Raw genomic sequence first — 21,423 nt, forward strand, 5'->3', positions numbered from 1 at the left:
CCATGAGGGAACATTCTTCTGGGTAGGGCGATGCTTTGTATTCCCAGTACCGACGAGGAGCACCTGTGACCCAGACCAGCGAGAACGTCACCTGGCTGACCCAGGAGGCGTACAACAAGCTCAAGGACGAGCTTGAGTACCTTACTGGTCCTGCGCGCACGGAGATCGCCGCCAAGATCGCGGCCGCGCGCGAGGAGGGCGACCTGCGCGAGAACGGCGGGTACCACGCGGCCAAGGAGGAGCAGGGCAAGCAGGAGCTCCGCGTGCGCCAGCTGACCCAGCTTCTCGAGAACGCCCAGGTCGGCGAGGCTCCGGCGTCCGCGGACGGCGCGGTCGCGCCCGGCATGGTCGTCACGATCGCCTTCGACGGTGACGAGGACGACACGCTGACCTTCCTGCTGGCCTCGCGCGAGTACGCCAGCGCCGACATCGAGACCTACTCGCCGCAGTCCCCGCTGGGCTCCGGCGTGATCGGCCACAAGGTGGGCGAGGACGCGGAGTACGAGCTGCCGAACGGCAAGAAGGCCTCGGTGACGATCCTCAAGGCCGAGCCGTACGCGGGCTGAGCACCCGCGCGTACACCCAACCCCTTCGACGAAGCCCCCGGCGCCTCGCTGAGCGCGCCGGGGGCTTCGTCGTGACCAGAGCTGAGTAGCGCGTTCCGCAGCGGTGGGCGAGCTGGGCGATCAGGAGGAGACCGCGGCCTCCTTCGTCCGTCTCCTAGGCGTAGCGCAGATGCGGGGCGGTGCTGCTACCGTCGCTGACCTCGCAGATGAGCCCGCGGTCGAGGATGAGGCGCAGGCCGACGGGCCCGGCCCCGTGGCGGATGGCGTCGGTGACGAGCTCGCTGACGATCAGTTCGGTGGTGAAGTCCAGTTCCTCAAGGCCCCAGCCGGCGAGTTGCCGAAGGCTCAGGGAACGGGCGGTGGCGACCACCGCCGGGTCCGGTGGGAAGGTCCAGGCCGCCACCCGGTCCATGGACAGCGCCCGGGTGCGTGCCAGAAGCAGAAGGAAACCCTCGCCTGTGGCGGGTTCGTAGGCGCGGATGAACGCCTCGCACCTGTCCTCCAGGGCGCGGTACGGGTTGCTGCTCAGGACCTGGTGCAGAATGCGGGCCGCAGGCGACCGCTCGGAGGTCCCGGCGGGCGCCGGACTGCCGGCGAACAGACCGAGCGTGGTCCCCTCCGGCAGTTCCACGTCTGTGGTCCGGTACGGCGGGTGCTGTGTGCCCAGTGGCGGGCCCGCCGGGATGTCGGGGATCTCGACCTTGCCCTGCGGGCTGACGACCACCGCCGCCGGACGTCCGGCTGGACGACCGTCCCTCGCTCGTCGAGGAGGAGCCGGGCGTCGTGCGGCCGTGCACTCATGGGGCTGGTGTCACCGGAAGCCGATCTTTGTCATGATCCGCACCTCCGGGAACAGAGCGGCAGACATGTTCCTGTTTGCCCACAGTGGCTGCCGCCCCGCAATCGGCGGTGTCGAGGGCCGCACGACCCTGTCCGGGCTTTCACGCGGACAGGATGCGCCGGACCGTCACCCGGCCGCCCGGCGGTACTTGCGGACCGCGAGCGTACGGAAGATCAGGAGGATCAGGGCCGAGTAGATCAGTGAGGCCCACACCGGGTGCTGCATGGGCCAGGCGTCCGACTGGGACTGACCGGGGTTGGCGAAGAGCACCCGGCAGGCCTGCGCGGTGGCGCTGAAGGGGTTCCACTCGGCGATGTGGCGCAGCCACGGGGTCATGTGGCTGGTGTCCACGAACGCGTTCGAGATGAACGTGACCGGGAACAGCCAGATGAGCCCGCTGGACGTGGCCGCTTCCGGGGTGCGCACGGACATGCCGATCAGTGCGCCGATCCAGGTGAAGGCGTAACCGAGCAGGAGCAGCAGTCCGAAGGCGCCGAGGACCTTGCCCACGTTGGTGTCGCCGTTCGACCCGACGCGCCAGCCGACCAGCAGGGCGACCACGGCGAGGACGACGAGGGTCAGCGCCGTCTGCACCAGGTCGGCGAGGGTCCGCCCGGTGAGCACCGCGCCGCGCGCCATGGGCAGGGAGCGGAAGCGGTCGATGAGGCCCTTGTGCATGTCGTCGGCGATGCCCGCGCCGGAGCTGGCGGTGGCGAAGGTGACGGTCTGCGCGAAGATGCCGGCCATCAGGAAGTTCTTGTAGTCGGTGGCGCTGGTGCTGCCGCCGATCTGCATGGAACCGCCGAACACGTAGGTGAAGAGCACCACGAACATGATGGGCTGGATCAGCCCATAAATGATCATTTCGGGAATCCGCGACATGCGGATCAGATTGCGTTTCGCGACCACCATCGAGTCCCGGAAGGACTGGATGACGGGGTTGGCGGTCGGTGCGACCCGCAGGGCGTCGGTGACGGCGCTCACTTGGCGGCCTCCTCGGGCTTCTCCTCGGCCACATGACCGGTCAGGGACAGGAACACGTCGTCGAGGGTGGGCCGACGCAGCCCGATGTCGTCGATCTCGATGCCGCGGCCGTCCAGCTCGCGGATGACCTCGGCCAGCAGCTTCGCGCCGCCGGTGACGGGCACGGTGAGCCTGCGGGTGTGCTGCTCCACGGTGGTGTCGCCCTTGCCGAAGCCGCGCAGCACCTCGGAGGCGGCGGCGATGTCCTCGCGGTCGTGCACCACGACCTCGACGCGCTCGCCGCCGGTGCGGGCCTTGAGCTGGTCGGAGGTGCCGCGGGCGATGACCCGGCCGTGGTCGACCACCGCTATCTCGTGCGCCAGGTGGTCGGCCTCTTCCAGGTACTGCGTGGTGAGCAGCAGGGTCGTACCTCCGGAGACCAGTTGCTTGATGACCTCCCACAGCTGCTGGCGGTTGCGGGGGTCGAGGCCGGTCGTCGGCTCGTCCATGAACATCACCGGCGGGGAGACGACGAGCGCCGCCGCCAGGTCGAGCCGGCGGCGCATGCCTCCGGAGTAGGTCTTCGCGGGCCGGTCGGCGGCGTCGGCGAGGTTGAACTGCTCCAGCAGCTCCTGCGCCCGGGCCTTCGCCGCCCTGGCCCGCATCTGGTACAGCCGGCCGACCATCTGGAGGTTCTCGCGGCCGGTCAGGTACTCGTCGACCGCGGCGAACTGACCGGACAGGCCGATCGAGCGGCGCACCTCGTTGGGGTGCCTGAGCACGTCGATGCCAGCGACGACGGCCTTGCCGCTGTCCGGTCGGAGCAGGGTGGTCAGACAGCGGACGGTGGTGGTCTTGCCCGCGCCGTTCGGCCCGAGCAGTCCGAGCACCGTGCCCTCGGGGACATCGAGGTCGACGCCGTCCAGAGCCCTTACGTCACCGAAGGTCTTCACCAGACCTTCGGCGTAGATGGCGCCTGGCATATGAGTCTCCACGTCATCGGGGATGGGTCATGGGTCGAAAAGCCTAGGTTCGCAGGCCTCTTCCTCGGTGCGTCTGCAATTTTCGGGCCTGCGGGTGGTACGTCACGGCGGTACCGGTGCCGTCCATGCCGCTGGCGCAGGTGCTGGTGCGTGAAGGGCATGGGTGGCGTGGATGCCATGACTGTGCGACACACCATAACGCGATATATCGCGTCTCTCAACGGTTTTTCCCGAACGGGTGACGAAGAGGGTGCCGACCTCGGTGTTCCGCTGCCCGACGCTCAGTCGATGACCGTGTAACCCGCGTCGCGCAGGGCCCGACCGACCTCGGCGCAGTGCTCCGGGCCCTTCGTCTCCAGGTGCAGCTCCACCTCCGCCTCCGTGAGCCCGAGCCGTGGGTCGGTCCGTACGTGGCTCACATCGAGGACGTTAGCGTCGACCACTGACAACACCCCGAGGAGCGTGGCGAGCGCGCCCGGCCGATCGGTCAGACGCAGGCGAACGGCCAGGTAGCGGCCCTGCGCCGCCATGCCGTGCCGCAGCACGCGCTGCAGCAGGACCGGATCCACGTTGCCACCGGACAGCACCGCCACCACCGGGCCCGCGATGCCGCCGCCATCGCCGAGCAGCGCGGCCACCGGGCTCGCTCCGGCCGGCTCGACGACCAGCTTGGCCCGCTCCAGGCACAGCAGCAGTGCAGCGGACAGCTCGTCCTCGGTGACCGTGCGCACCTCGTCGACCAGCTCGCCGATGATCCCGAACGGCACGTCGCCCGGCCGCCCCACCCTGATGCCGTCGGCCATCGTCGCCGGGTTCTCGATCGCCACCGGATGCCCCGCCGCCAGCGACGGCGGATACGCCGCCGAGCCCACCGCCTGCACCCCGACGATCCGCACGTCCGGGCGCAGCGACTTCACCGCGACCGCGATGCCGGCCGCGAGCCCGCCACCGCCGATGCCGACGACGATCGTGCGCACCTCCGGGCACTGCTCCAGGATCTCCAGCCCCACCGTCCCCTGGCCCGCGATGACGTCCGGGTGGTCGAAGGGGTGGATGAACACCGCGCCGGTCTCGGCCGCGTACTCCTGTGCGGCGGCCAGCGTCTCGTCGACCACCTGACCGTGCATACGCACCTCGGCGCCGTAGTCCCGGGTCGCGCTGATCTTCGGCAGCGGGGCGCCCTTCGGCATGAACACCGTGGCGTGCACCCCGAGCAGCGACGACGCCAGTGCGACACCCTGCGCGTGGTTGCCGGCGCTCGCCGCCACCACGCCGGCGGCGCGCTCCTCGGGCAGCAGCCCGGCGATCCGGACGTAGGCGCCGCGCAGCTTGAACGAGCCCGTCCGCTGGAGGTTCTCGCACTTGAGGTGGACCGGCGCGCCCACCAGCTGGGACAGGTGCCTGCTGGTCTCCATCGCGGTCACCCGCGCCACCCCGGAGAGCATCTTCTGGGCGCCCCGCACGTCGTCGAGGGTGACGGGAGGGAAGGGGACAGCCGTGCCGTAGCTCATGAGGCAAGTCTTGCAGTTCACGAGCGCGGCGGGCCGGTGTGACCAACGTCTGGGACCGGTTTGCGCAGCGCCGGTACGACCTGCGGCCCGGCCGCGTACCCTGTCCCCCAACCCAGCAGCCCTTCAGAAGTGAGCCTCCGGCCATGCCCACAACACCTGAAATGTCGATGGACATGACGACCGTCGGTGACACCGGTCTTCTCGACACCCTCCAGCACGAGGTGGCCCTGTTCGCCCGCCGTGCGGAACAGACCCGGCTCGGCGGGGTCGGGCAGGTGCGCAACTCCATGGACCGCGCCGCGTATCTGCTGCTCAACCGGCTCGACCGGGAGGGCCCGATGGGCGTCAAGGCACTCGCCGCGAGCATGGGTATCGACTCCTCGACCGTCACCCGGCAGGTGGCGCCGCTCGTCGACACCGGGCTCGTCAAGCGCACCTCGCACCCCGAGGACGGGCGGGCCGTGGTGCTGCAGCTGTCCCCGCGCGGCGTGTCGCGGCTGGACGAGGTGCGCTCCTCCAGGCGCCGGCTGATGGCGGAGCTCACCCACGACTGGGAGCCGGAGGAGCGGGAGACCTTCTGCGAGCTCCTGACCCGCTTCAACCACGCGCTCTCCGCCCGCCAGGCCACCCAGGGCGGCGGCCCGGCGCCGGAGGCGGGAGCAGGGGCGGCGTCGGGCACGGGGACCGGGGCGGAGACGGCGCCGGCGTCCTGAGGTCCCGGCTGTCCCGAGCCGTGACGGCGGCCTGAGCTCTCCGAAGTCCCGAGCCGTGACGGCGTCCTGAACCCCATCGGCGAGCCGCTTTCCGCCGATCGTCCCGTCCGCATGGGCGCGCGGCTCTTGACTCACGGGCCGCCGCTGGCCTGGTATGAGACCGGGTCCTTGTCGCACACGGTTCCGTATCCCGTAGGGCGGACGGGTCCCGCTTCTTCGGATCGCCCCTGGCGGGAGGCGCGGTGCAAGAACGGCAGGCGTCCCAAGGCGTTCGCCGGGCCCGGGAGTTCGAGGCGTTCGTCGCGGGCGCGGCCGGGCGGCTGCTGCATGCAGCGACGCTGCTCACCGCCGAGGCCCCGGACGACAACCCGCGCGCGTGCCGCCTGCTGACCCTGTCCCTCGCGCACACGTACGCGTGCTGGGACCGACTGGGCGGAGAGGACCCCTACGCGTGCGCCCGCCAGCACATGGCCGCGCGCTTCGCCCGTGAGGCGTGGCACCAGCACGGCCTGGGCCGCGGCCGGCCCACGCCCCCCGGCACACTGGCCGCCCTCACCCCTCAGGAACGCCTCGTCCTCGTCCTGAGGTTGTACGAGGGGGTCGCCGAGGAACAGGCGGCGGCGCTGCTCGGCCTGCCCCCGGAACGCGTCCGCGTCATCTGCGACCGCGCGATCACCTTGCTCACCCACCCGCCCGCGCGCCCGGCCCCGGCGGTGCGCGGCCCGGAGGTGGCCCGGTCGTAGCGGCACACAGAGAGTCGGGGCGGCACACGAAGGCTCAGCAAAACGGACGGGCGGCGGCGAGTCAGGGGAGGCGGACGTGAACAGGGTGGAACGTGAGGCGGCCGTGCGGCGACTGCTGGAGCAGACCCCGCCGCAGGTTCCGGCGGAGCTGTACGCCGACGTGGTGCGCCGCGGCGGCCGCATGCTGCGCCGCCGGACGCTCGCCCGCCGCGCGATGTGGCTGCTGCTGTTCGCCGCGGTGGTCGCGTTCACCGTGTGGGCGCTGACGGTACGGCCCTGGGTGGAGCCGCCGTCGCAGACGACTCCACCGGTGAGCGACTGGTGAGGGCCACGGCGGCCGCCCCCTCGGGAGCCGCCGCCGGACCGGCGGACCGCCGGAAGTGGCCTGGCCGTAGAGACCTAGCGGCCGAGGGCCTGCTGCAGGTCCTCCAGCAGGTCGTCGACGTTCTCGATGCCGACGGACAGGCGGACCAGGTCGGCGGGGACCTCCAGGGCGGAGCCCGCCGCCGAGGCGTGCGTCATGCGACCGGGGTGCTCGATCAGGGACTCGACGCCGCCCAAGGACTCGCCGAGGGTGAACACCTTGGCGCGGTTGCAGACCTCGACGGCCGCCTCCTCTCCGCCCTCGACCCGGAAGGAGACCATGCCGCCGAACGCCTTCATCTGCTTGGCGGCGACCTCGTGACCGGGGTGGTCGGGCAGACCCGGGTACAGCACCCGCGTCACGCGCGCGTGCCGGGACAGCATGTCGGCGACCTTCGTGGCGTTCTCGCTGTGCCGGTCCATGCGCACCGCGAGCGTCTTGGTGCCGCGCAGCACCAGCCAGGAGTCGAACGGCCCGGCGACGCCGCCCATGGCGTTCTGGTGGTACGCCAGCTCGTCGCCCAGCCCGGCGTCGCTGACGATCAGCGCGCCGCCGACGACGTCCGAGTGGCCGCCCATGTACTTGGTCAGCGAGTGCACGACGACGTCCGCGCCCAGCGCGAGCGGCTGCTGCAGATACGGCGTGGCGAAGGTGTTGTCGACGACGAGCCTGGCGCCGGCGTCCCGGGCGACCTGGGCGACGGCGGCGATGTCGGTGATGCCGAGCAGCGGGTTGGAGGGGGTCTCCACCCACACCACCTTGGTCTTCGGGGTGATCGCGGCCCGTACGGCGGCCGGGTCGCTGGTGTCGGCCACCGACCACTCCACGCCCCACCGGGAGACGACCTTGGCGAACAGGCGGAACGTGCCGCCGTACGCGTCGTTCGGGATGACCACGTGATCACCCGGGCTGAGCAGCGTACGCAACAGGCAGTCCTCGGCCGCCAGTCCGGACGCGAACGCGAGCCCGCGGCGACCGCCCTCCAGGGCGGCGAGGTTCTCTTCCAGGGCGGTCCTGGTCGGATTGGCGCTGCGGCTGTACTCGTAGCCGCCGCGCAGACCGCCGACGCCGTCCTGCTTGTAGGTCGAGACCTGGTAGATCGGCGGGACGACCGCGCCGGTGAGGGGATCGGCGGTGTTGCCCGCATGGATCGCGAGGGTCTCGAAGTGCTGACTGATGTGCCTGTCGCTCATGGGGCCGAGGGTAGTGCGCCCGCGGGGGTGGTGGCGGACAGCCGGGCATCGGAGCGTGGCGGCACGCGGCGGCGGGACCCGGGGCCGGCGGAAAGGAGCCGGGGGTTCGGGAGTTTTCCACAGGCCCGGGGCACGGGTTGGCCAATTGTCGGCGCGGTCTGGTTCGCTTGAGGCATGGAGATTCTCTGGGTCCTGGTGGCGCTGGTCATGCTGGGCTTCGTGCTGCTTCCGTTCCTCAGGCGCAGGCGTGGCGCCATCGAGCAGGTGCCGCCCGGGCATCCGGACGCCGCGGACCCGGCGAACTACGGGTTCGTGCCGCAGGAGGACCTCGACGTGCGCATGCCGGGCCCCGACCAGGACCTGCTGGACGTGCTGGACCTGGTGCAGCGCACGCAGGACTACCGCGCGGCCGCCCAACTCCTCGCGGGTACGGAGACGGGGGGCGAGCTGCGCTGGCAGCGGGTGCAGGCCTTCGCCGGTGCCGCGGCGCTGGAGCTGCGGCACCGGCCGGGCGGGGTCCACGAGGTGCCGGGCGGGCAGTGGCTGCGGGTGTGGCGGGCCGAGCAGCCCGAGGACCCCGGTGGTGCGGCGGTGCACGCCGAGTTCCTGGTGCAGCAGGCGTGGCGGACGGCGACGCCGGGGACGGACGAGTTCCGGATCATCATGGAGGAGGCCCGGGAGATGTGCGGGCAGGCCGCGCTGCTCGCGCCGGGCGACCCGGTCCCGTACATCGTCGAGCTGTCGGTGGCGCGCGGACTGTCCTACTCCCAGCCGGAGTTCGAGGAGCTGTGGCTGAAGATCCTGGACCGCGCGCCGGTCCACATGGGCGCGCACCTGGCGGCGCTGCACTACTGGTGCGAGAAGTGGCACGGCTCGCGGAAGCTGGCGATGGCCTTCGCCGAGGCGGCGGCGGCCCGCGCGCCGCAGGGCTCGCTGCTGGCGGCGCTGCCCCTGTTCGCGGTCTTCGAGCACCTGCCGGAGGTGAACCTGGTCAGCAGCTTCTACCAGAGCGAGGTCGTGACCAAGGCGGAGCACGGCGCGCTGCACGCGGTCCACTCGGCCCCCTCCGACGACCCGGTCGTGGCACACGTCCGCCATCTGCTGATCTTCTTCCTGGTGCGCTCCGAGCGCTGGGCGGAGGCCATGAACCAGCTCATAGGCGTCGACGGCCACGTGGGCGCGCTGCCCTGGACCCTGTCCAAGGACCCGGCGGCGGAGTTCGCGGTCTACCGTGCGCTGGCCGTTGCGGGCTACGAGGCGAACGGCGGCAGCCCCGCGACGCTGCCGCACTGACGCGCCCACGCGGAGCGCGTGACGGGCCGCCGGCCGGAATTCACCGGTGCCTCGCTGGGGCGGACGCCCCCTCGACACCGCGGCCTGACCAACCGCGAACCGCAGCCCCCGAACGCCGACGGGGCAAGTTCAGGAGAAGGACAGCGACAGAAGGACGACTCAGGAGGCGGACGGTTCGATCTCCCCCGCAAAGACGATGACCTGGTCGATGAGGCTCCGCCGCAGATGGACGACGTCCGTTCCCGCCAGGCGGGGACCTCCGTCCGGCGTGGTGAAGACCCACCGGTACCGGGCCCACTCGTCAGGCATGTCCACCGCCGAGCAGCGCACCATCGTGCCGGTCCCCGCCGGGTGGCGCCGGATGTCCAGCACGAACCGCTCGACCGCCGCGATTCCTTCGCTGCGACCCAACGGCCCCCAGAAGACCACGTCCGAGGTCAGAGCCTGGGAGAGCAGGGCAGTCACATAGCTGTCGTCCGAGGCGTTGAACGCGGAGATGAACGTGTCGATCGCGGAGCGTGCAATCTCTTCCTGCATGCCCCAGTAATACCAGCCGTTTCACGTGCGCTCGTCCCGCGAGCCGCCTTCCGATCACGGTGAACCAGCCCGGTCACAGCACTGGGCAGATGCGGACTGGTCGTCAGTCTCATCTGTCAAGGGGCTGACGAACACGGCGAGGTAGCGGAACAGTGAGACCTGCCTACGGACTCTGGTGGGTCCGCGTCGGCATCGTCAAAGGCACGAGCCGCTGTCAGCCCATGGCTCTAACGTGGAGCAGGAAAAGGCCAGGCTCACCTGGCTTGCGTCGGACGGTCGCCACAGACCCGCAGCAACCACCGCGAAACTCGGCGTGTTGGCGGGACAAGGCACCGGCGCGCATCAGAGGGAGGGGAACACGGCTCATGCGGAACCGTTTCAACCGGGGCGTGACGACACTCGTCGGCCTCATGGCCGTCGGCACCGGCCTGGCCGCCGCGAACGCCGCTCCGGCAGCGGCTAGTTCGTACGACTGCCCGGCGGGCTACTTCTGCGGGTGGACGGGCTCCAGCGCCGACGGCTCGATGTGGAAGACGAACAAGGACGTCGCGGACCTGGGCAGCTGGGACAACAAGATCCGCTCGTACACCAATCGCACGAAGAAGATCGCCTGCGTCTACGAGGACAAGAACTACGCGGTGATGGGCGGCTACTGGGACCAGGCGCCCAACAATCCCGGCGAGTGGAGCGGGGACCCGGTCCCGACCACCAGCTCGATCAAGTTCGTCAGTACCGCGCGCGAGTGCAGCGAGCCCGCCTACCCTCACTGGCTCTCCCAGACCTCCCCGAAGGCCCTGGGCTTCGGCGACATGAACGGCGACCGCAGGGCCGACGTGATCACCCGCGACCAAGCCGGACGGCTCTGGTTCACTCCGGGCGACGGCACGGGCAGGCTCATCGGCTCGGGCGGCTGGAACAGCATGAGCGCCCTCACCCGCCACGGCGACTTCAATGGTGACGCCCGTGAGGACCTCATCGCCCGCGAGGCGTCCACCGGCAAGCTGTGGCTCTACCCCGGCACCGGTACCGGCTCCCTCGGCACGCGCAAGCTCATTGGCTCGGGCGGCTGGAACACCATGAACCACATCACCGCCTTCGGCGACCTGACCGGTGACCACCGCTCCGACCTGATCGCGGTCGAGAAGGCCACGGGCAAGCTGTGGCTCTACCCGGGCACCTCCACCGGCACACTCGGCGCGCGCAGGCTCATCGGCTCGGGCGGCTGGAACGGGATGAACGCGCTCGTCGGCATGGGCGACGTGACCGGCGACGGACGTCCCGACCTCTACGCTCGCGAGGCGTCCACCGGCAAGCTGTGGCTCTACCCCGGCACCGGTACAGGCTCCCTCGGCGCGCGCAAGCTCATCGGCTCGGGCGGCTGGAACGCCATGGCGAACCTGATCTCGGTCGGCGACTTCTCCGGCGACGGACGTCCCGACCTCGCCACCGTGACCAACGACAAGTACGTGATCGACGGCTACTCCGGCAACCCGGGCTGGCTGGTCTCCTACCGGGGGCGGGACACCGGCTCCCTGGCGGCCGGCGAGCGGACCGACGGCGAGTGGTGGGGCCTCAACGGCTTCTGCTAGGACCGCCTGCTTCGATCGGCACGGCACACGGGACGCCCCCCGGCTCAGTGACACGCAGGGTCCGCGACAAGCGGCTGCCCCTCGCCCGACGGCACACCGCCCTCAGGTGTGCCGTCGGATGCCGCAGCGTCAGAAGGCCCCGGTCATGCCGGCCACTCCGCCGATGAGTGCGCTCACCAGCGTCACGGCGCCCAACGAGCCGAGCAGCACCCACAGTGTGCGAGACACGCTGCGTGCACCGGTCCTGACACAGACGGCCTGGACCGCCGGCAGCAGCATCGACAGGCCCAGTAGGGAAACGGCCAGCCATCCGCACGAGGCCGCGAGCCCGATCCGCTCGTATCCGCCGGACGCGGGTTCCCGCAATGCCCGTGGCGTACGCCAGATGCCCTCCCGCGAACCAGGTCAGCGCGGCACCTGCGGCGAGCAGGAGTACGAACAGGAGCACGGGGTGGCCTGCCCGGACCCCCTTGCGGCCCCCGGCCCCGGCCCCCGGTCCCGGTCCCGGTCATTCATCCACTCCCCCAGCGACTCGGCCCGGGACTCCAGCCCTTGCCCGGCGCCGCTTCCCACATCCTGCGGCAAAAATCAGGGCCGGCCTCCGCATCCGTGCAGCAGGCCGGCCGAATTCACGGCGCAGTGGCCGTACGTCGCCCTCACGTCGATGTCACAGGAGGGCGTCCAGGGTGATCGGCAGGTCGCGGATGCGCTTTCCGGTGGCGTGGTGGACGGCGTTGGCGATGGCGGCGGCGATGCCGACGAGGCCGACCTCGCCGACGCCCTTGGTGCCGGTGGCGGTGCCGCGGTCGGGTTCGCCGACGAAGACCACGTCCAGGTCGGGGATGTCGGAGTTGACCGCGACCAGGTAGTCGGCGAACGTGCCGTTGGCGATGCGCCCGGTGCGCGGGTCGGTGGCCGTGTCCTCGAGCAGGGTCATGCCGATGCCGCCGACCGTGCCGCCGATGATCTGGCTTCTGGCCGTCTTCTCGTTGAGGATGCGGCCGCCGTCGATCGCGGAGACCACCCGCGCCACCCGGATGAGTCCGAGGTCGGCGTCGACCCGCACCTCCACGAACTTGGCGCCGTACGCGCCGGAGAGGGACATGCCCAGCTCGGTGGGGACCGGCGGTGTGCTGTTGCCGTTCGCGGTGAGTTCGGTCAGCCCGTGGCGGGCGAGGATGTCGGCGTAGGGCTCGCCCAGGTCGGGGCGGCCCGTGGGGTGGATCCGCCCGTCGGTGCACTCCATGTCGTCCGGGGGGAAACCTCGCAGGGGCGAGTCGGCGTCGTCGTGTGCGAGTTCCGCGAACTGGCGCAGCAGTCGGCGGCAGGCGTCGTGCACGGCGTTGCCCAGCGCGCCGGTGAGGCCGGAGCCGCCCGCCATCATCGAGTGGGGCATGTCGGAGTCGCCCAGGTCGAAGCGGACCTGGTCCAGGGGCAGTCCCAGTTCCTCGGCGGCCAGTTGGGCCATCACGGTGTAGGTGCCGGTGCCGATGTCGGCGGCCGCGCTGCGCACCAGCGCGCTGCCGTCCCTGCGGACGGTGGCCTGCGCCGCGCAGGGCTGCGCGAAGTAGGGGAAGAGCGCGCTCGCCATGCCGTAGCCGACGAGCCAGTTGCCGTCGCGCATGGAGCGCGGCTCGGGGTTGCGGTCGGACCAGCCGAAGCGCTGCGCGCCGACCTCGTAGCACTCCCGGAGCGCCTTGCCCGACCAGGGCAGCCCGTTGCGAGGGTCGACGTCGGCGTGGTTGCGCAGCCGTAGCTCCACCGGGTCGATGCGCAGTTGGTGGGCCAGCTCGTCGAGTGCCGACTCCAGCGCGAAGTTGCCCTGTGCCTCGGCGGGGGCGCGCATGGACGTCGGGACGGCGATGTTGAGCCGGGCCTGCCGGTCCTGGGTGATCACGTCGGGGCAGCGGTAGGCGAAGGAGCTGGCCCAGGTGAAGGGCTCGTAGTCGTTGTCCTCCATGCTCAGGGAGCTGAGGCTGCGGTGGTCCAGGGCGACCAGTTCGCCGTCGCGGGTGGCGCCGACGCCGAGCCACTGCACCCCGCTGGGCCGGTGCCCGATGGAGGTGAACATCTGCGGCCGGGTCAGCACCAGCTTGACCGGCCGCTTGATCATCCGGGCGGCCATGGCGGTGAGGATCACATGCGGCCACACGCGCAGCCCGGCACCGAAGCCGCCGCCGACGTAGGGCACCAGGACCCGTACCGAGCTCTCGGGGATGCCGAAGACCATGGCGAGGGTGGTGCGCACCATCGACGGCCACTGGCTGGTGTCGTGCACGGTGAGGGCGTCGCCCTCCCAGGCGGCCAGGGTGGCGAACAGGCCGAGCGGGTTGTTGGTGTTGTCGGCGGTGGTGTAGGTGGCCTGGAGGGTCACCTCGGCGGACTTCAGTGCCGCGGCGGCGTCGCCGCGCGAGGTGTCCATCCCCCATGGGTCGACGAGTTGTTCGGCGCGTGGGTCCTGGAGGTCCAGCAGCGGCTCCGTGGCCTCGTAGTCGGCCCGCACCAGGCGCGCCGCGGCGGTGGCCTGCTCGGGGGTGTCGGCCACCACGAAGGCGATGTGCTGCCCGTGGTGGAGGATCCGGTCGTTCCGCAGGGGTGGCGGCGGCGCCGCGCCGAGCACCGTGGTCGGCCCCGTGCCGACCTTCGGGGCGTTCTCGTGGGTGAGGACGGTGATCACGCCGGGGGCGGCCTCGGCGGCCTCGGTGTGCATGCGGACGATCCGGCCCGCGGCGACGGTGGACTGCACCAGCGCGCCGTAGGCCTGGCCGGGGACGCTGAAGTCCATCGGGTACGGGGCGGTGCCGGTGACCTTGCGCGGGCCGTCGACCCGGTTGACGCCCGCGCCGATCCGCGTCCTGCTCTCCACGGTGCTCATGCGGTCACTCCTGAGACGGTCTGCAGCTCGCGCACCAGGGTGCGCCGGGCGAGCGGCACCTTGAACGCCGTTCCGGGGACGGTCCAGGCGTCCTGCATGGTCGCCTCGGCCGCCTCCGTGAACGTCGCCGTCGTGGCGGGCGCGCCGGTCAGCAGGTGCTCGGCCGCGTGGGCCCGCCAGGGTTTCGTCCCTACGCCGCCCAGGGCGACCCGGGCCTCGAGGATCGTGCCGTCGTCCAGGACGAGCTGCACCGCTGCCGAGGCCAGGGCGAACTCGTACGACGTCCGGTCGCGGACCTTGAGGTAGCCCGACCGGGCGGCCGGCGGCGGCAGCGGGATCTCGACCCCGGTGATCAGCTCGGCGTGCTCCAGGACGGTCTCGCGCTCGGGGCTGACGTCCGCCGTCAGGTAGAACTCCGTCAGCGGCACGGTGCGGGACCCGGTGGGCCCCTGGATGTGCACGAGCGCGTCGAGCGCCACCAGGGCGACGGCGAGGTCGGAGGCGTGGAGTGCGATGCACCGTTCGCTCGCGCCGAGCACGGCGTGCATGCGCGCCGCGCCCTGGACCGCGGCGCAGCCGGAGCCCGGCGCGCGCTTGTTGCACTCGGGGACCGTGGGGTCGCGGAAGTAGCGGCAGCGGGTGCGCTGCAGCAGGTTGCCGCCGATGGTGGCCATGTTCCGCAGCTGTACCGAGGCGCCCAGCAGCAGGGACTCGCGCACCATGGGCAGCCGTTCGGCCACCGTGGTGTCGGCGGCCAGTTCCTCCATGGTGACCAGCGCACCCACGTGCAGGGACTCGTCACGGCGTTCGATGCCGTGCAGGGGGAGCCGGGTGATGTCGATCAGCCGCGGCGGCTGAAGGACGCCGTCCTTCATCAGGTCGAGCTGTGTCGTGCCACCCGCGAGGCAGGACGCCTCCGGGTCGTCCGCCAGCAGGCGCACCGCCTCGCGGGTGTCGGTGGCCCGGACGTAGTCAAAGGCGCGCATCGTGACCTCCCCGGGCGGCCGCCTCGCGGATCGCCGCCACGATGTTGGGATAGGCACCGCACCGGCACAGGTTTCCGCTCATGAACTCCCGGATCTCCTCGTCCGAGCCGGTCCGGCCCTCGGCCATGAGTGCCATCGCGGACATGATCTGCCCGGGCGTGCAGAAGCCGCACTGGAAGCCGTCGTGCTCCATGAACGCCTGCTGCACCGGGTGGGGGTGGCCGTCGGTGCCGGAGACGCCCTCGATGGTGGTGACGTCCCGGCCCTCGGCCTGGGCCGCCAGAGTGAGGCAGGCCAGCACTCTGCGGCCGTCCAGGTGGACCGTGCACGCGCCGCAGGCGCCCTGGTCGCAGCCCTTCTTCGTGCCCGTCAGGCCCAGCCGGTCGCGCAGCGCGTCCAGCAGGGTGACCCGGGTGTCCAGGCGCAGGGTGTGCGGACGGCCGTTCACCGTCAGTGTCACGACCCGTTCGATGACCGCGGGAAGGTCGTCCGTGTCCCGTCTGCTCGCATTCGTCACTCTAGTCACGATATAGCCGTATTGCGCGCTTCGGCATGCGGTCCGGACACGAGGAGATGTCACGAGGAGATCCGGAAGGCGCCGCGGCGCTCTTGTCGCGGCCGGTCGCAGACGGTTCACTGATCGCGGCTCACACCCCCCACAGGAGAACACCCGTCCCACCCATCCGAAGGGTCTTCTCTTGATCAAGCGACGTGCCACCACCATGGCCCGCATCACCGCCGTCGCCGCGGCCGCCTGTGCCGCCGTGCTCGCGACCGCGCTGCCCTCGTCCGCGATCAACTCCTACAACGCGAGCCCCGCGCCGGAGCGCACCGAGGTCGGCGCCCTCATCGCCACCTGGGACGACGACGGCGACCCGGCGACCCCGGACCGCGTCGACTGGGTCTGCTCCGGCACCATGATCGACGGGAACACCTTCCTGACCGCGGCCCACTGCACCACGGACTGGCCGGCCGACGTGCGGTTCTACGTCTCCCTGGACCAGAACGTCCAGGCCGGGCTCGACGCCGCCGCCACGAAGTATCCGGGCGATCCGGCCGCGCAGGCGGGCGCCGTCGGCGTCGAGGGCGCCGCCCACACCAACCCCGCCTATCCCGGCCCCTCCTCCGACCCGCACGACATCGCGGTGATCGAGCTGCCCGCGCAGAAGATGAAGACGCGCTGGAGCTTCACGCCCGCCACCCTTCCGACCGCCGGCCAGTTCGGCGCGCTCGGCCCGCAGGGGCTGGACGCACTCGACTGGTTCGTCGCCGGGTACGGCACCCAGGAAGCCGTCAACGGTCCGGGCGGGCAGACCCATCCCGGCGGAGGCGTGCGCATGAAGGCACCCGTGACCTTCAACGCCCTCAACGACGCCTGGATACGGCTGGCCATGACCGCACCGCAGGGCAACGGCGGGGCCTGCTACGGCGATTCGGGCGGGCCCAACTTCGCGGTCGTCGGCGGCAGGAACATCCTCGCCGCGACCACGATCACCGGTGACACACCGTGCTACGCCACCAACGTGACCTACCGTCTCGACACCCCGGCAGCCCGCGCCTTCCTGTCGCCCTTCGTCAAGCTGCCCTGACGGACCGGACCGGCCGTGGCGTCGACCGCCACGGCCGGTCCGCGCGAGCTCGTCAGGGCCGGTCCGCGCCCTCTCCTTACGGCCGGCCCGCGACGGCGGAGACGGAGTTGGTGTCGTCGCCGCGGCCGAGGCGGGGCTGGTGTCGTCGCTGCGGCCGAGGCGGGGCTGGTGTCGTCGCCGCGCCCGTTCAGATCGTCACCGGTCGATTCAGATCGTCGCCGTGTCGATGACGAACCGGTAGCGGACGTCGCTGGCGATCACCCGCTCGTACGCCTCGTTGATCTGGTCGGCGCTGATCAGCTCGATCTCGGAGCCGATGCCGTGCCGAGCGCAGAAGTCCAGCATCTCCTGGGTCTCCGCGATGCCGCCGATCATGGAACCGGCGAGGGTCTTGCCGCCGCCGATGACCGAGAAGAGGTTCAGGGAGATCGGCTCCTCCGGCGCGCCCACGTTCACCAGGGCGCCGTGGCTCTTCAGCAGGGACAGGTAGGCGTTGAAGTCCAGCGGCGCCGACACCGTCGAGACGATCAGGTCGAAGGTGCCGGCCAGCTCCTCGAAGGTCTTCGGGTCGCTGGTGGCGTAGTAGTGGTCGGCGCCCAGCCGCAGCCCGTCGTCCTTCTTGCGCAGGGACTGCGACAGCACGGTCACCTCGGCGCCCAGCGCGTGCGCGATCTTCACGCCCATGTGGCCGAGGCCGCCCATGCCGAGGATCGCGACCTTCTTGCCGGGGGCGGCGCCCCAGCGCTTGAGCGGGGAGTACAGGGTGATGCCGGCGCACAGCAGCGGCGCGGCGACGTCCAGCGAGAGGCCGTCGGGGATGCGGACGACGAAGTTCTCGTCGACGACGATCTTCTGCGAGTAGCCGCCGTAGGTGGGCTCGCCGTCCTTGCCGACGGCGTTGTACGTGCCGACCATGCCGCCGCCGGTGCAGTACTGCTCCTGGCCGGCCTTGCAGTTGTCGCACTCGCGGCAGGAGTCGACCATGCAGCCGACGCCCACCTGGTCGCCGACCTTGTACTTCGTGACGCCGGAGCCGACCTCGGCGACGACGCCGGCGATCTCGTGGCCGGGGACCATCGGGAAGATGGCCTCGCCCCAGCCCTCGCGGGCCTGGTGGATGTCCGAGTGGCAGATGCCGGCGAACTTGATGTCGATCAGGACGTCGTACGCACCGACCGCGCGGCGCTCGATGCTGGTCCGCTCCAGCGGAGCCTTGGGGGCGGGCGCGGCGTACGCGGCAACAGGGGTGGTCATGCCGGGTTCTCCTCGGGGTTGCGCGTGTCCGGCCGCCTTCCGGCCGGACACGTTCTCCAGGGTGCCCGGCCGGAGGGTGTTCGCCCAGGTCACAGCTCTTCCTACGTTCAGCGTTCCTACTACTGGCGGGGTCAGGCTGCGGTACGTACGACCACGGATACTGGAGGCATGGACGAACAGCCGGACAGCACGACCGCCCCCGCCGCGGGTGCCGGTGCGGACGCCCGTGCCGGGCTGGACCGGCGGGCAGAGCTCAGCGAGTTCCTGCGCACCCGGCGCGCCCGGCTGCAGCCGGAGGACGTCGGGCTGCCGCACTACGGCCGCCACCGCCGGGTGCCGGGCCTGCGCCGCGAGGAGCTGGCCCAGCTGGCCGGCGTGTCGGTGGCGTACTACACGCGTCTGGAGCAGGGCAACGGGCAGGGCGTGTCCGCGGAGGTACTCGACTCCATCGCCCGCGCGCTGCGCCTCACCGACGCCGAACACGCCCACCTGACCCATCTGGCCAAGCCCAAGCACAAGAAGAAGCAGGCCGCACCGACCCAGCAGGTGCGTTCCTCGCTGCGGCAGCTGCTGGACACGTTGGACGCGGTCCCGGCGTACGTCGTGGGGCGGCGCGCCGAGCTGCTGGCGTGGAACCGGATGGCGGCGGCGGTCTTCGGCGACTGGTCCCAGATGCCGGCGCAGGAGCGCAACTGGGCGCGGATGGTCTTCCTGAAGCCCGAGTACCGCGACCTGTACCTCGACTGGGAGCAGAAGGCGATCGACGTCGTGTGCGGGCTGCGCATGGAGGCCGGCTGCTATCCGGAGGATCCCCGGCTGTCCGCGCTGGTGGGCGAGCTGTCGGTCAAGAGCGAGGACTTCCGGCGGCTGTGGGCCGCCCACGACGTCAAGGAGAAGAGCCACGGCGTCAAGCGCCTGCGCCACCCCCTGGTCGGTGAAATGGACCTGCGCTACGAGTCGTTCAAACTCGCGGCCGACGCCGACCAGTCGATGGTCCTCTACCACGCCGAGCCGGGCTCCCCGTCGGCGGAGGCGCTGCGCCTGCTGGCCAGCTGGGGCGCGGACGCCACCCGGGCGGGGACCGCGAGCTAGGACCCCAAACCGGCCCCGACCGGTCCCGGCAGGCGTGTCGGCCTGCCGGGGCACCGGCCGGGTCGGCGTGGGTCACGCCCGCGCGTTGTCCTTGACGGTGATGCGGCCCTTGCGGATGGTCGCCACGCGCGGGGCCTTCTTCGCGAGCGCGGAGTCGTGGGTGACCATGACGAACGTCAGCCCGTGCTCCTTCCACATGCGTTCGAGTACGTCCATGATCTCGTCGCGCGTCGACTCGTCCAGGTTGCCGGTGGGTTCGTCGGCGAGCAGCACCTTGGGCTGCTTGACCAGGGCGCGGGCGATGGCGACGCGCTGCTGCTGGCCGCCGGACATCTCGCCGGGCAGATGGCGGAGCCGTTCGCCGAGTCCCACCGACTTCAGTGCCTCGGCGGCACGTTCGCGCCGGTCCCCGGCCTTGATCCCGAGCGGTACGAGGGCGGTCTCCACGTTCTCCTGCGCGGTGAGCGTCGGGATGAGGTTGAAGGACTGGAAGACGAAGCCGATGTTCTCGCTGCGCACCTTGGTGAGCCTGGCCTCGGACAGCCGGGCCATGTCGGTGCCGTCGAGCACGACCTCGCCGGAGGTGGGCCGGTCCAGGCCGCCGAGCATCTGCAGCAGCGTGGACTTGCCGCCGCCGGTGGGGCCCTGGATGACCAGCCGGTCGCCGTCGGGGATGGTCAGGTCGACGCCGTCGAGGGCGAGGACGATCTCCTTGCCGCGGGTGTAGCGCTTGGTGACGCCGGTGAGTTCGTACATGGTGTGGCAACTCCTGGGATGCGGGACGGGGTGGGGCGGCGCGGGTGCTATTCGACGCGTCGCAGCGCGTCGGCCGGCCGCAGCCTGGAGGCCCGCCAGCCGCCGAACGCTCCCGCGATCAGCCCGCCGGCCACGGCGAGGGCGACCGCCACGGCGATGGTGGTGAGGCTGACCGGGGCGGTGAGCGCCACCTCCAGGGACTTCGCGGCCTGCCGGCCGGGGCCGCCGAAGCCGCCCCCGCCGCCGATCCTGGCGCCGAGACCCTCGCCGCCCCCACCGGAGCCGCCGAGCTGCGCCTGCAGGGTCGGGCTGACGGCGGACACCGCGTACGCGCCCGCCAGGCCGAGCGCGATGCCGAGGGCGCCGCCGACCAGTCCGTTGACGACGGCCTCGCCGACCACCTGCCGGGTCACCCGGCCGGACCTCCAGCCCAGCGCCTTGAGCGTGCCGAACTCGCGGACCCGGCGGGAGACCGCCGAGGAGGTCAGCAGCCCGGCGACCAGGAACGCGGCCACCAGCACCGTGATCGACAGCCACTTGCCGACGGTGGTGGCCAGGTCGGAGGCGGTGGACAGCGATCCGGAGACGGTCTTCGCCAGGTCGGCGGAGGTGGTGACCGTGGTCCCCGAGACGTTCTTCTGGATGGCGCTCTTGACGGACCCGATCTTCTGGGAGTCGGCCGCCTTGACGTAGATCGTCGTGACCTTGTCCTTGTTGTCGCTGAGCGTCTGCGCCTGCTTCAGCGGCATGTACAGGTTGGCCGTCGCGTCGCCGCTGTCGGCGGTCGCGATGCCGATCACCTCGTACTTCACGCTCTTGATGGTGACCGTGCTGCCGACCTTGAGCTTCTTCTCCTTGGCGTACGCGGAGTCGGCGACGACGACCTTCGCGTCCGTCTCGGTGGTCTTGAAGGTACGGCCGCTGGTGATCTTCGACGAGGTCATCGGGCCGAGCGCCGGCTGGGTGACGTCGGTGCCGTAGACCGTGTACTGGTTGACGTCGAAGTCGGCGCCGCCGCCGACGACCTTGCCCCGCGGGGACTGGCCGCCCTCGAACCGCTTGCCGCCGGTGCTCTGGTCCTGCTGGAACTTGCCGCGGGTGAACTGGCCGTCGACCTTCACCACGCGCAGGCTCAGCCCGCCGACGGCGGACGAGACGCCCTGCTGCTCGCCGACCTTGGTGACCGTCGAGGTGGGCAGGGTGGTGAAGCCCTGCGCCATGACGATGTCGTTGCTCTGCGACGAGCTGTCGTCGTCGCCCTTGGCGTCGAACTTGAAGCGCGGCCTCTGCGCGCCGTCGCTGTCCGGGTCCGCCGCCTTGGTGACGGTCATGTCCGTGCCCAGCCCGTACAGGGACTGAAGGACCTTGTCCTGCGCCTTGCCCATGCCGTTGGACACGGAGTTGACCACGATGACCAGAGCGATGCCCAGCGCGAGGCCGGAGGCGACGACGAGGGCCGCCTTTCTGCGGCGGCGCAGCTCGCGCCTCAGGTAGGTGAAGAACATGCGCCGCAAGGTAGGGACGCAGCCTGATGAAGGGATAAGGCCGTCATCAGAGAACCATGAGAAGGGGCTG

The 21,423-nt window shown here is 71.1% G+C and carries 19 protein-coding genes and 1 pseudogene; 8 read left to right on the forward strand and 12 right to left on the reverse strand.

The genetic code is table 11. The features are described 5' to 3' along the window. The first annotated feature begins 65 nt into the window (after positions 1–65). Entirely contained in the window at positions 66–566 is a 501-nt protein-coding gene (gene greA / locus IE318_RS00835; protein ID WP_030165709.1) for a transcription elongation factor GreA, read from the forward strand. Between the two features lie 154 nt (positions 567–720). Here greA and IE318_RS00840 read toward each other — a convergent pair. The 4 genes and pseudogenes from IE318_RS00840 to ilvA form a co-directional block, all read right to left on the reverse strand. Continuing rightward, positions 721–1,296: pseudogene (locus IE318_RS00840) on the reverse strand (histidine kinase); the annotation flags it as partial. Positions 1,297–1,533: 237 nt separating this feature from the next. After that, positions 1,534–2,391 (reverse strand): ABC transporter permease, encoded by an 858-nt coding sequence (locus tag IE318_RS00845; RefSeq protein WP_030165703.1) that lies wholly within the window; start codon positions 2,389–2,391, stop codon positions 1,534–1,536. After that, the gene (locus tag IE318_RS00850) at positions 2,388–3,353 is read right to left on the reverse strand and encodes an ATP-binding cassette domain-containing protein (RefSeq protein WP_189895582.1); all 966 of its coding nucleotides are present in this window, start codon (positions 3,351–3,353) and stop codon (positions 2,388–2,390) included. The genes IE318_RS00845 and IE318_RS00850 overlap by 4 nt, the downstream gene beginning before the upstream one ends. Before the next feature lie 281 nt (positions 3,354–3,634). Continuing rightward, positions 3,635–4,864 (reverse strand): threonine ammonia-lyase, encoded by a 1,230-nt coding sequence (ilvA, locus tag IE318_RS00855; RefSeq protein WP_189895583.1) that lies wholly within the window; start codon positions 4,862–4,864, stop codon positions 3,635–3,637. A gap of 161 nt (positions 4,865–5,025) precedes the next feature. Here ilvA and IE318_RS00860 point away from each other — a divergent pair, with 161 nt between their 5' ends. From IE318_RS00860 to IE318_RS00870, 3 genes are all read left to right on the forward strand, one after another. Further along, complete coding sequence (locus IE318_RS00860) at positions 5,026–5,577, forward strand: MarR family winged helix-turn-helix transcriptional regulator (protein ID WP_189895761.1); 552 nt, start codon at positions 5,026–5,028, stop codon at positions 5,575–5,577. Positions 5,578–5,819: 242 nt separating this feature from the next. Further along, positions 5,820–6,320, forward strand: coding sequence for a sigma factor-like helix-turn-helix DNA-binding protein (locus tag IE318_RS00865; RefSeq protein ID WP_030165691.1), 501 nt, complete (start codon positions 5,820–5,822; stop codon positions 6,318–6,320). 76 nt (positions 6,321–6,396) lie between these two features. Then, positions 6,397–6,645: a hypothetical protein gene (locus IE318_RS00870; RefSeq protein ID WP_030165687.1), complete on the forward strand. Its 249-nt coding sequence runs from the start codon at positions 6,397–6,399 to the stop codon at positions 6,643–6,645. A gap of 74 nt (positions 6,646–6,719) precedes the next feature. Here IE318_RS00870 and IE318_RS00875 read toward each other — a convergent pair whose 3' ends face one another. Then, positions 6,720–7,877: a cystathionine gamma-synthase gene (locus IE318_RS00875; protein WP_189895584.1), complete on the reverse strand. Its 1,158-nt coding sequence runs from the start codon at positions 7,875–7,877 to the stop codon at positions 6,720–6,722. Positions 7,878–8,051: 174 nt separating this feature from the next. Here IE318_RS00875 and IE318_RS00880 point away from each other — a divergent pair, with 174 nt between their 5' ends. Beyond that, the gene (locus IE318_RS00880; RefSeq protein WP_189895585.1) at positions 8,052–9,170 is read left to right on the forward strand and encodes a hypothetical protein; all 1,119 of its coding nucleotides are present in this window, start codon (positions 8,052–8,054) and stop codon (positions 9,168–9,170) included. 159 nt (positions 9,171–9,329) lie between these two features. Here IE318_RS00880 and IE318_RS00885 read toward each other — a convergent pair whose 3' ends face one another. Beyond that, entirely contained in the window at positions 9,330–9,707 is a 378-nt protein-coding gene (locus tag IE318_RS00885) for a nuclear transport factor 2 family protein (RefSeq protein WP_030165679.1), read from the reverse strand. Between the two features lie 365 nt (positions 9,708–10,072). On the opposite strand from IE318_RS00885, the gene IE318_RS00890 reads away from it, so the two are divergent. Further along, positions 10,073–11,296, forward strand: a complete 1,224-nt coding sequence (locus IE318_RS00890) for an FG-GAP-like repeat-containing protein (protein ID WP_189895586.1) — start codon at positions 10,073–10,075, stop codon at positions 11,294–11,296. A gap of 667 nt (positions 11,297–11,963) precedes the next feature. Here the strand turns inward: IE318_RS00890 and IE318_RS00895 are convergent. From IE318_RS00895 to IE318_RS00905, 3 genes are read right to left on the reverse strand one after another with little or no spacing between them, the layout of a single operon-like run. Then, positions 11,964–14,171: a xanthine dehydrogenase family protein molybdopterin-binding subunit gene (locus IE318_RS00895; protein ID WP_189895587.1), complete on the reverse strand. Its 2,208-nt coding sequence runs from the start codon at positions 14,169–14,171 to the stop codon at positions 11,964–11,966. Beyond that, positions 14,168–15,157: an FAD binding domain-containing protein gene (locus tag IE318_RS00900; RefSeq protein ID WP_189895588.1), complete on the reverse strand. Its 990-nt coding sequence runs from the start codon at positions 15,155–15,157 to the stop codon at positions 14,168–14,170. Before IE318_RS00900 ends, IE318_RS00895 begins: the two co-directional genes overlap by 4 nt. Continuing rightward, positions 15,144–15,674 (reverse strand): (2Fe-2S)-binding protein, encoded by a 531-nt coding sequence (locus IE318_RS00905; protein WP_229903264.1) that lies wholly within the window; start codon positions 15,672–15,674, stop codon positions 15,144–15,146. The genes IE318_RS00900 and IE318_RS00905 overlap by 14 nt, the downstream gene beginning before the upstream one ends. A gap of 181 nt (positions 15,675–15,855) precedes the next feature. Here IE318_RS00905 and IE318_RS00910 point away from each other — a divergent pair, with 181 nt between their 5' ends. After that, on the forward strand, positions 15,856–16,746 hold the full coding sequence (locus IE318_RS00910) for a trypsin-like serine protease (protein ID WP_229903265.1): 891 nt from the start codon (positions 15,856–15,858) through the stop codon (positions 16,744–16,746). A 207-nt stretch (positions 16,747–16,953) separates the two neighbouring features. Here the strand turns inward: IE318_RS00910 and IE318_RS00915 are convergent, their stop codons facing one another. Then, the gene (locus IE318_RS00915) at positions 16,954–18,000 is read right to left on the reverse strand and encodes an NAD(P)-dependent alcohol dehydrogenase (protein ID WP_189895589.1); all 1,047 of its coding nucleotides are present in this window, start codon (positions 17,998–18,000) and stop codon (positions 16,954–16,956) included. Between the two features lie 168 nt (positions 18,001–18,168). Here IE318_RS00915 and IE318_RS00920 point away from each other — a divergent pair, with 168 nt between their 5' ends. Further along, positions 18,169–19,092 carry a helix-turn-helix transcriptional regulator gene (locus tag IE318_RS00920; protein ID WP_189895590.1) on the forward strand — a complete coding sequence of 308 codons (924 nt, stop codon included), beginning with the start codon at positions 18,169–18,171 and terminating at the stop codon, positions 19,090–19,092. A 72-nt stretch (positions 19,093–19,164) separates the two neighbouring features. Here the strand turns inward: IE318_RS00920 and IE318_RS00925 are convergent, their stop codons facing one another. Further along, complete coding sequence (locus IE318_RS00925) at positions 19,165–19,848, reverse strand: ABC transporter ATP-binding protein (protein WP_189895591.1); 684 nt, start codon at positions 19,846–19,848, stop codon at positions 19,165–19,167. 47 nt (positions 19,849–19,895) lie between these two features. Further along, the gene (locus IE318_RS00930) at positions 19,896–21,353 is read right to left on the reverse strand and encodes an ABC transporter permease (RefSeq protein ID WP_189895592.1); all 1,458 of its coding nucleotides are present in this window, start codon (positions 21,351–21,353) and stop codon (positions 19,896–19,898) included. Positions 21,354–21,423: the final 70 nt, after the last annotated feature.

This window comes from Streptomyces spiralis, from assembly GCF_014654675.1.
In the GTDB taxonomy this organism is placed as follows: Bacteria; Actinomycetota; Actinomycetes; order Streptomycetales; family Streptomycetaceae; genus Streptomyces; species Streptomyces spiralis.

Excerpts from the sequence above, each read along its gene's own strand:
- IE318_RS00930 (WP_189895592.1), bottom strand. The coding sequence starts at position 21,353 with ATGTTCTTCACCTACCTGAGGCGCGAGCTGCGCCGCCGCAGAAAGGCG.
- IE318_RS00880 (WP_189895585.1), top strand. The coding sequence starts at position 8,052 with ATGGAGATTCTCTGGGTCCTGGTGGCGCTGGTCATGCTGGGCTTCGTG.
- IE318_RS00895 (WP_189895587.1), bottom strand. The coding sequence starts at position 14,171 with ATGAGCACCGTGGAGAGCAGGACGCGGATCGGCGCGGGCGTCAACCGG.
- IE318_RS00850 (WP_189895582.1), bottom strand. The coding sequence starts at position 3,353 with ATGCCAGGCGCCATCTACGCCGAAGGTCTGGTGAAGACCTTCGGTGAC.
- ilvA (WP_189895583.1), bottom strand. The coding sequence starts at position 4,864 with ATGAGCTACGGCACGGCTGTCCCCTTCCCTCCCGTCACCCTCGACGAC.
- IE318_RS00860 (WP_189895761.1), top strand. The coding sequence starts at position 5,026 with ATGTCGATGGACATGACGACCGTCGGTGACACCGGTCTTCTCGACACC.
- IE318_RS00915 (WP_189895589.1), bottom strand. The coding sequence starts at position 18,000 with ATGACCACCCCTGTTGCCGCGTACGCCGCGCCCGCCCCCAAGGCTCCG.
- IE318_RS00875 (WP_189895584.1), bottom strand. The coding sequence starts at position 7,877 with ATGAGCGACAGGCACATCAGTCAGCACTTCGAGACCCTCGCGATCCAT.
- IE318_RS00890 (WP_189895586.1), top strand. The coding sequence starts at position 10,073 with ATGCGGAACCGTTTCAACCGGGGCGTGACGACACTCGTCGGCCTCATG.
- IE318_RS00885 (WP_030165679.1), bottom strand. The coding sequence starts at position 9,707 with ATGCAGGAAGAGATTGCACGCTCCGCGATCGACACGTTCATCTCCGCG.
- IE318_RS00920 (WP_189895590.1), top strand. The coding sequence starts at position 18,169 with ATGGACGAACAGCCGGACAGCACGACCGCCCCCGCCGCGGGTGCCGGT.
- IE318_RS00900 (WP_189895588.1), bottom strand. The coding sequence starts at position 15,157 with ATGCGCGCCTTTGACTACGTCCGGGCCACCGACACCCGCGAGGCGGTG.
- IE318_RS00925 (WP_189895591.1), bottom strand. The coding sequence starts at position 19,848 with ATGTACGAACTCACCGGCGTCACCAAGCGCTACACCCGCGGCAAGGAG.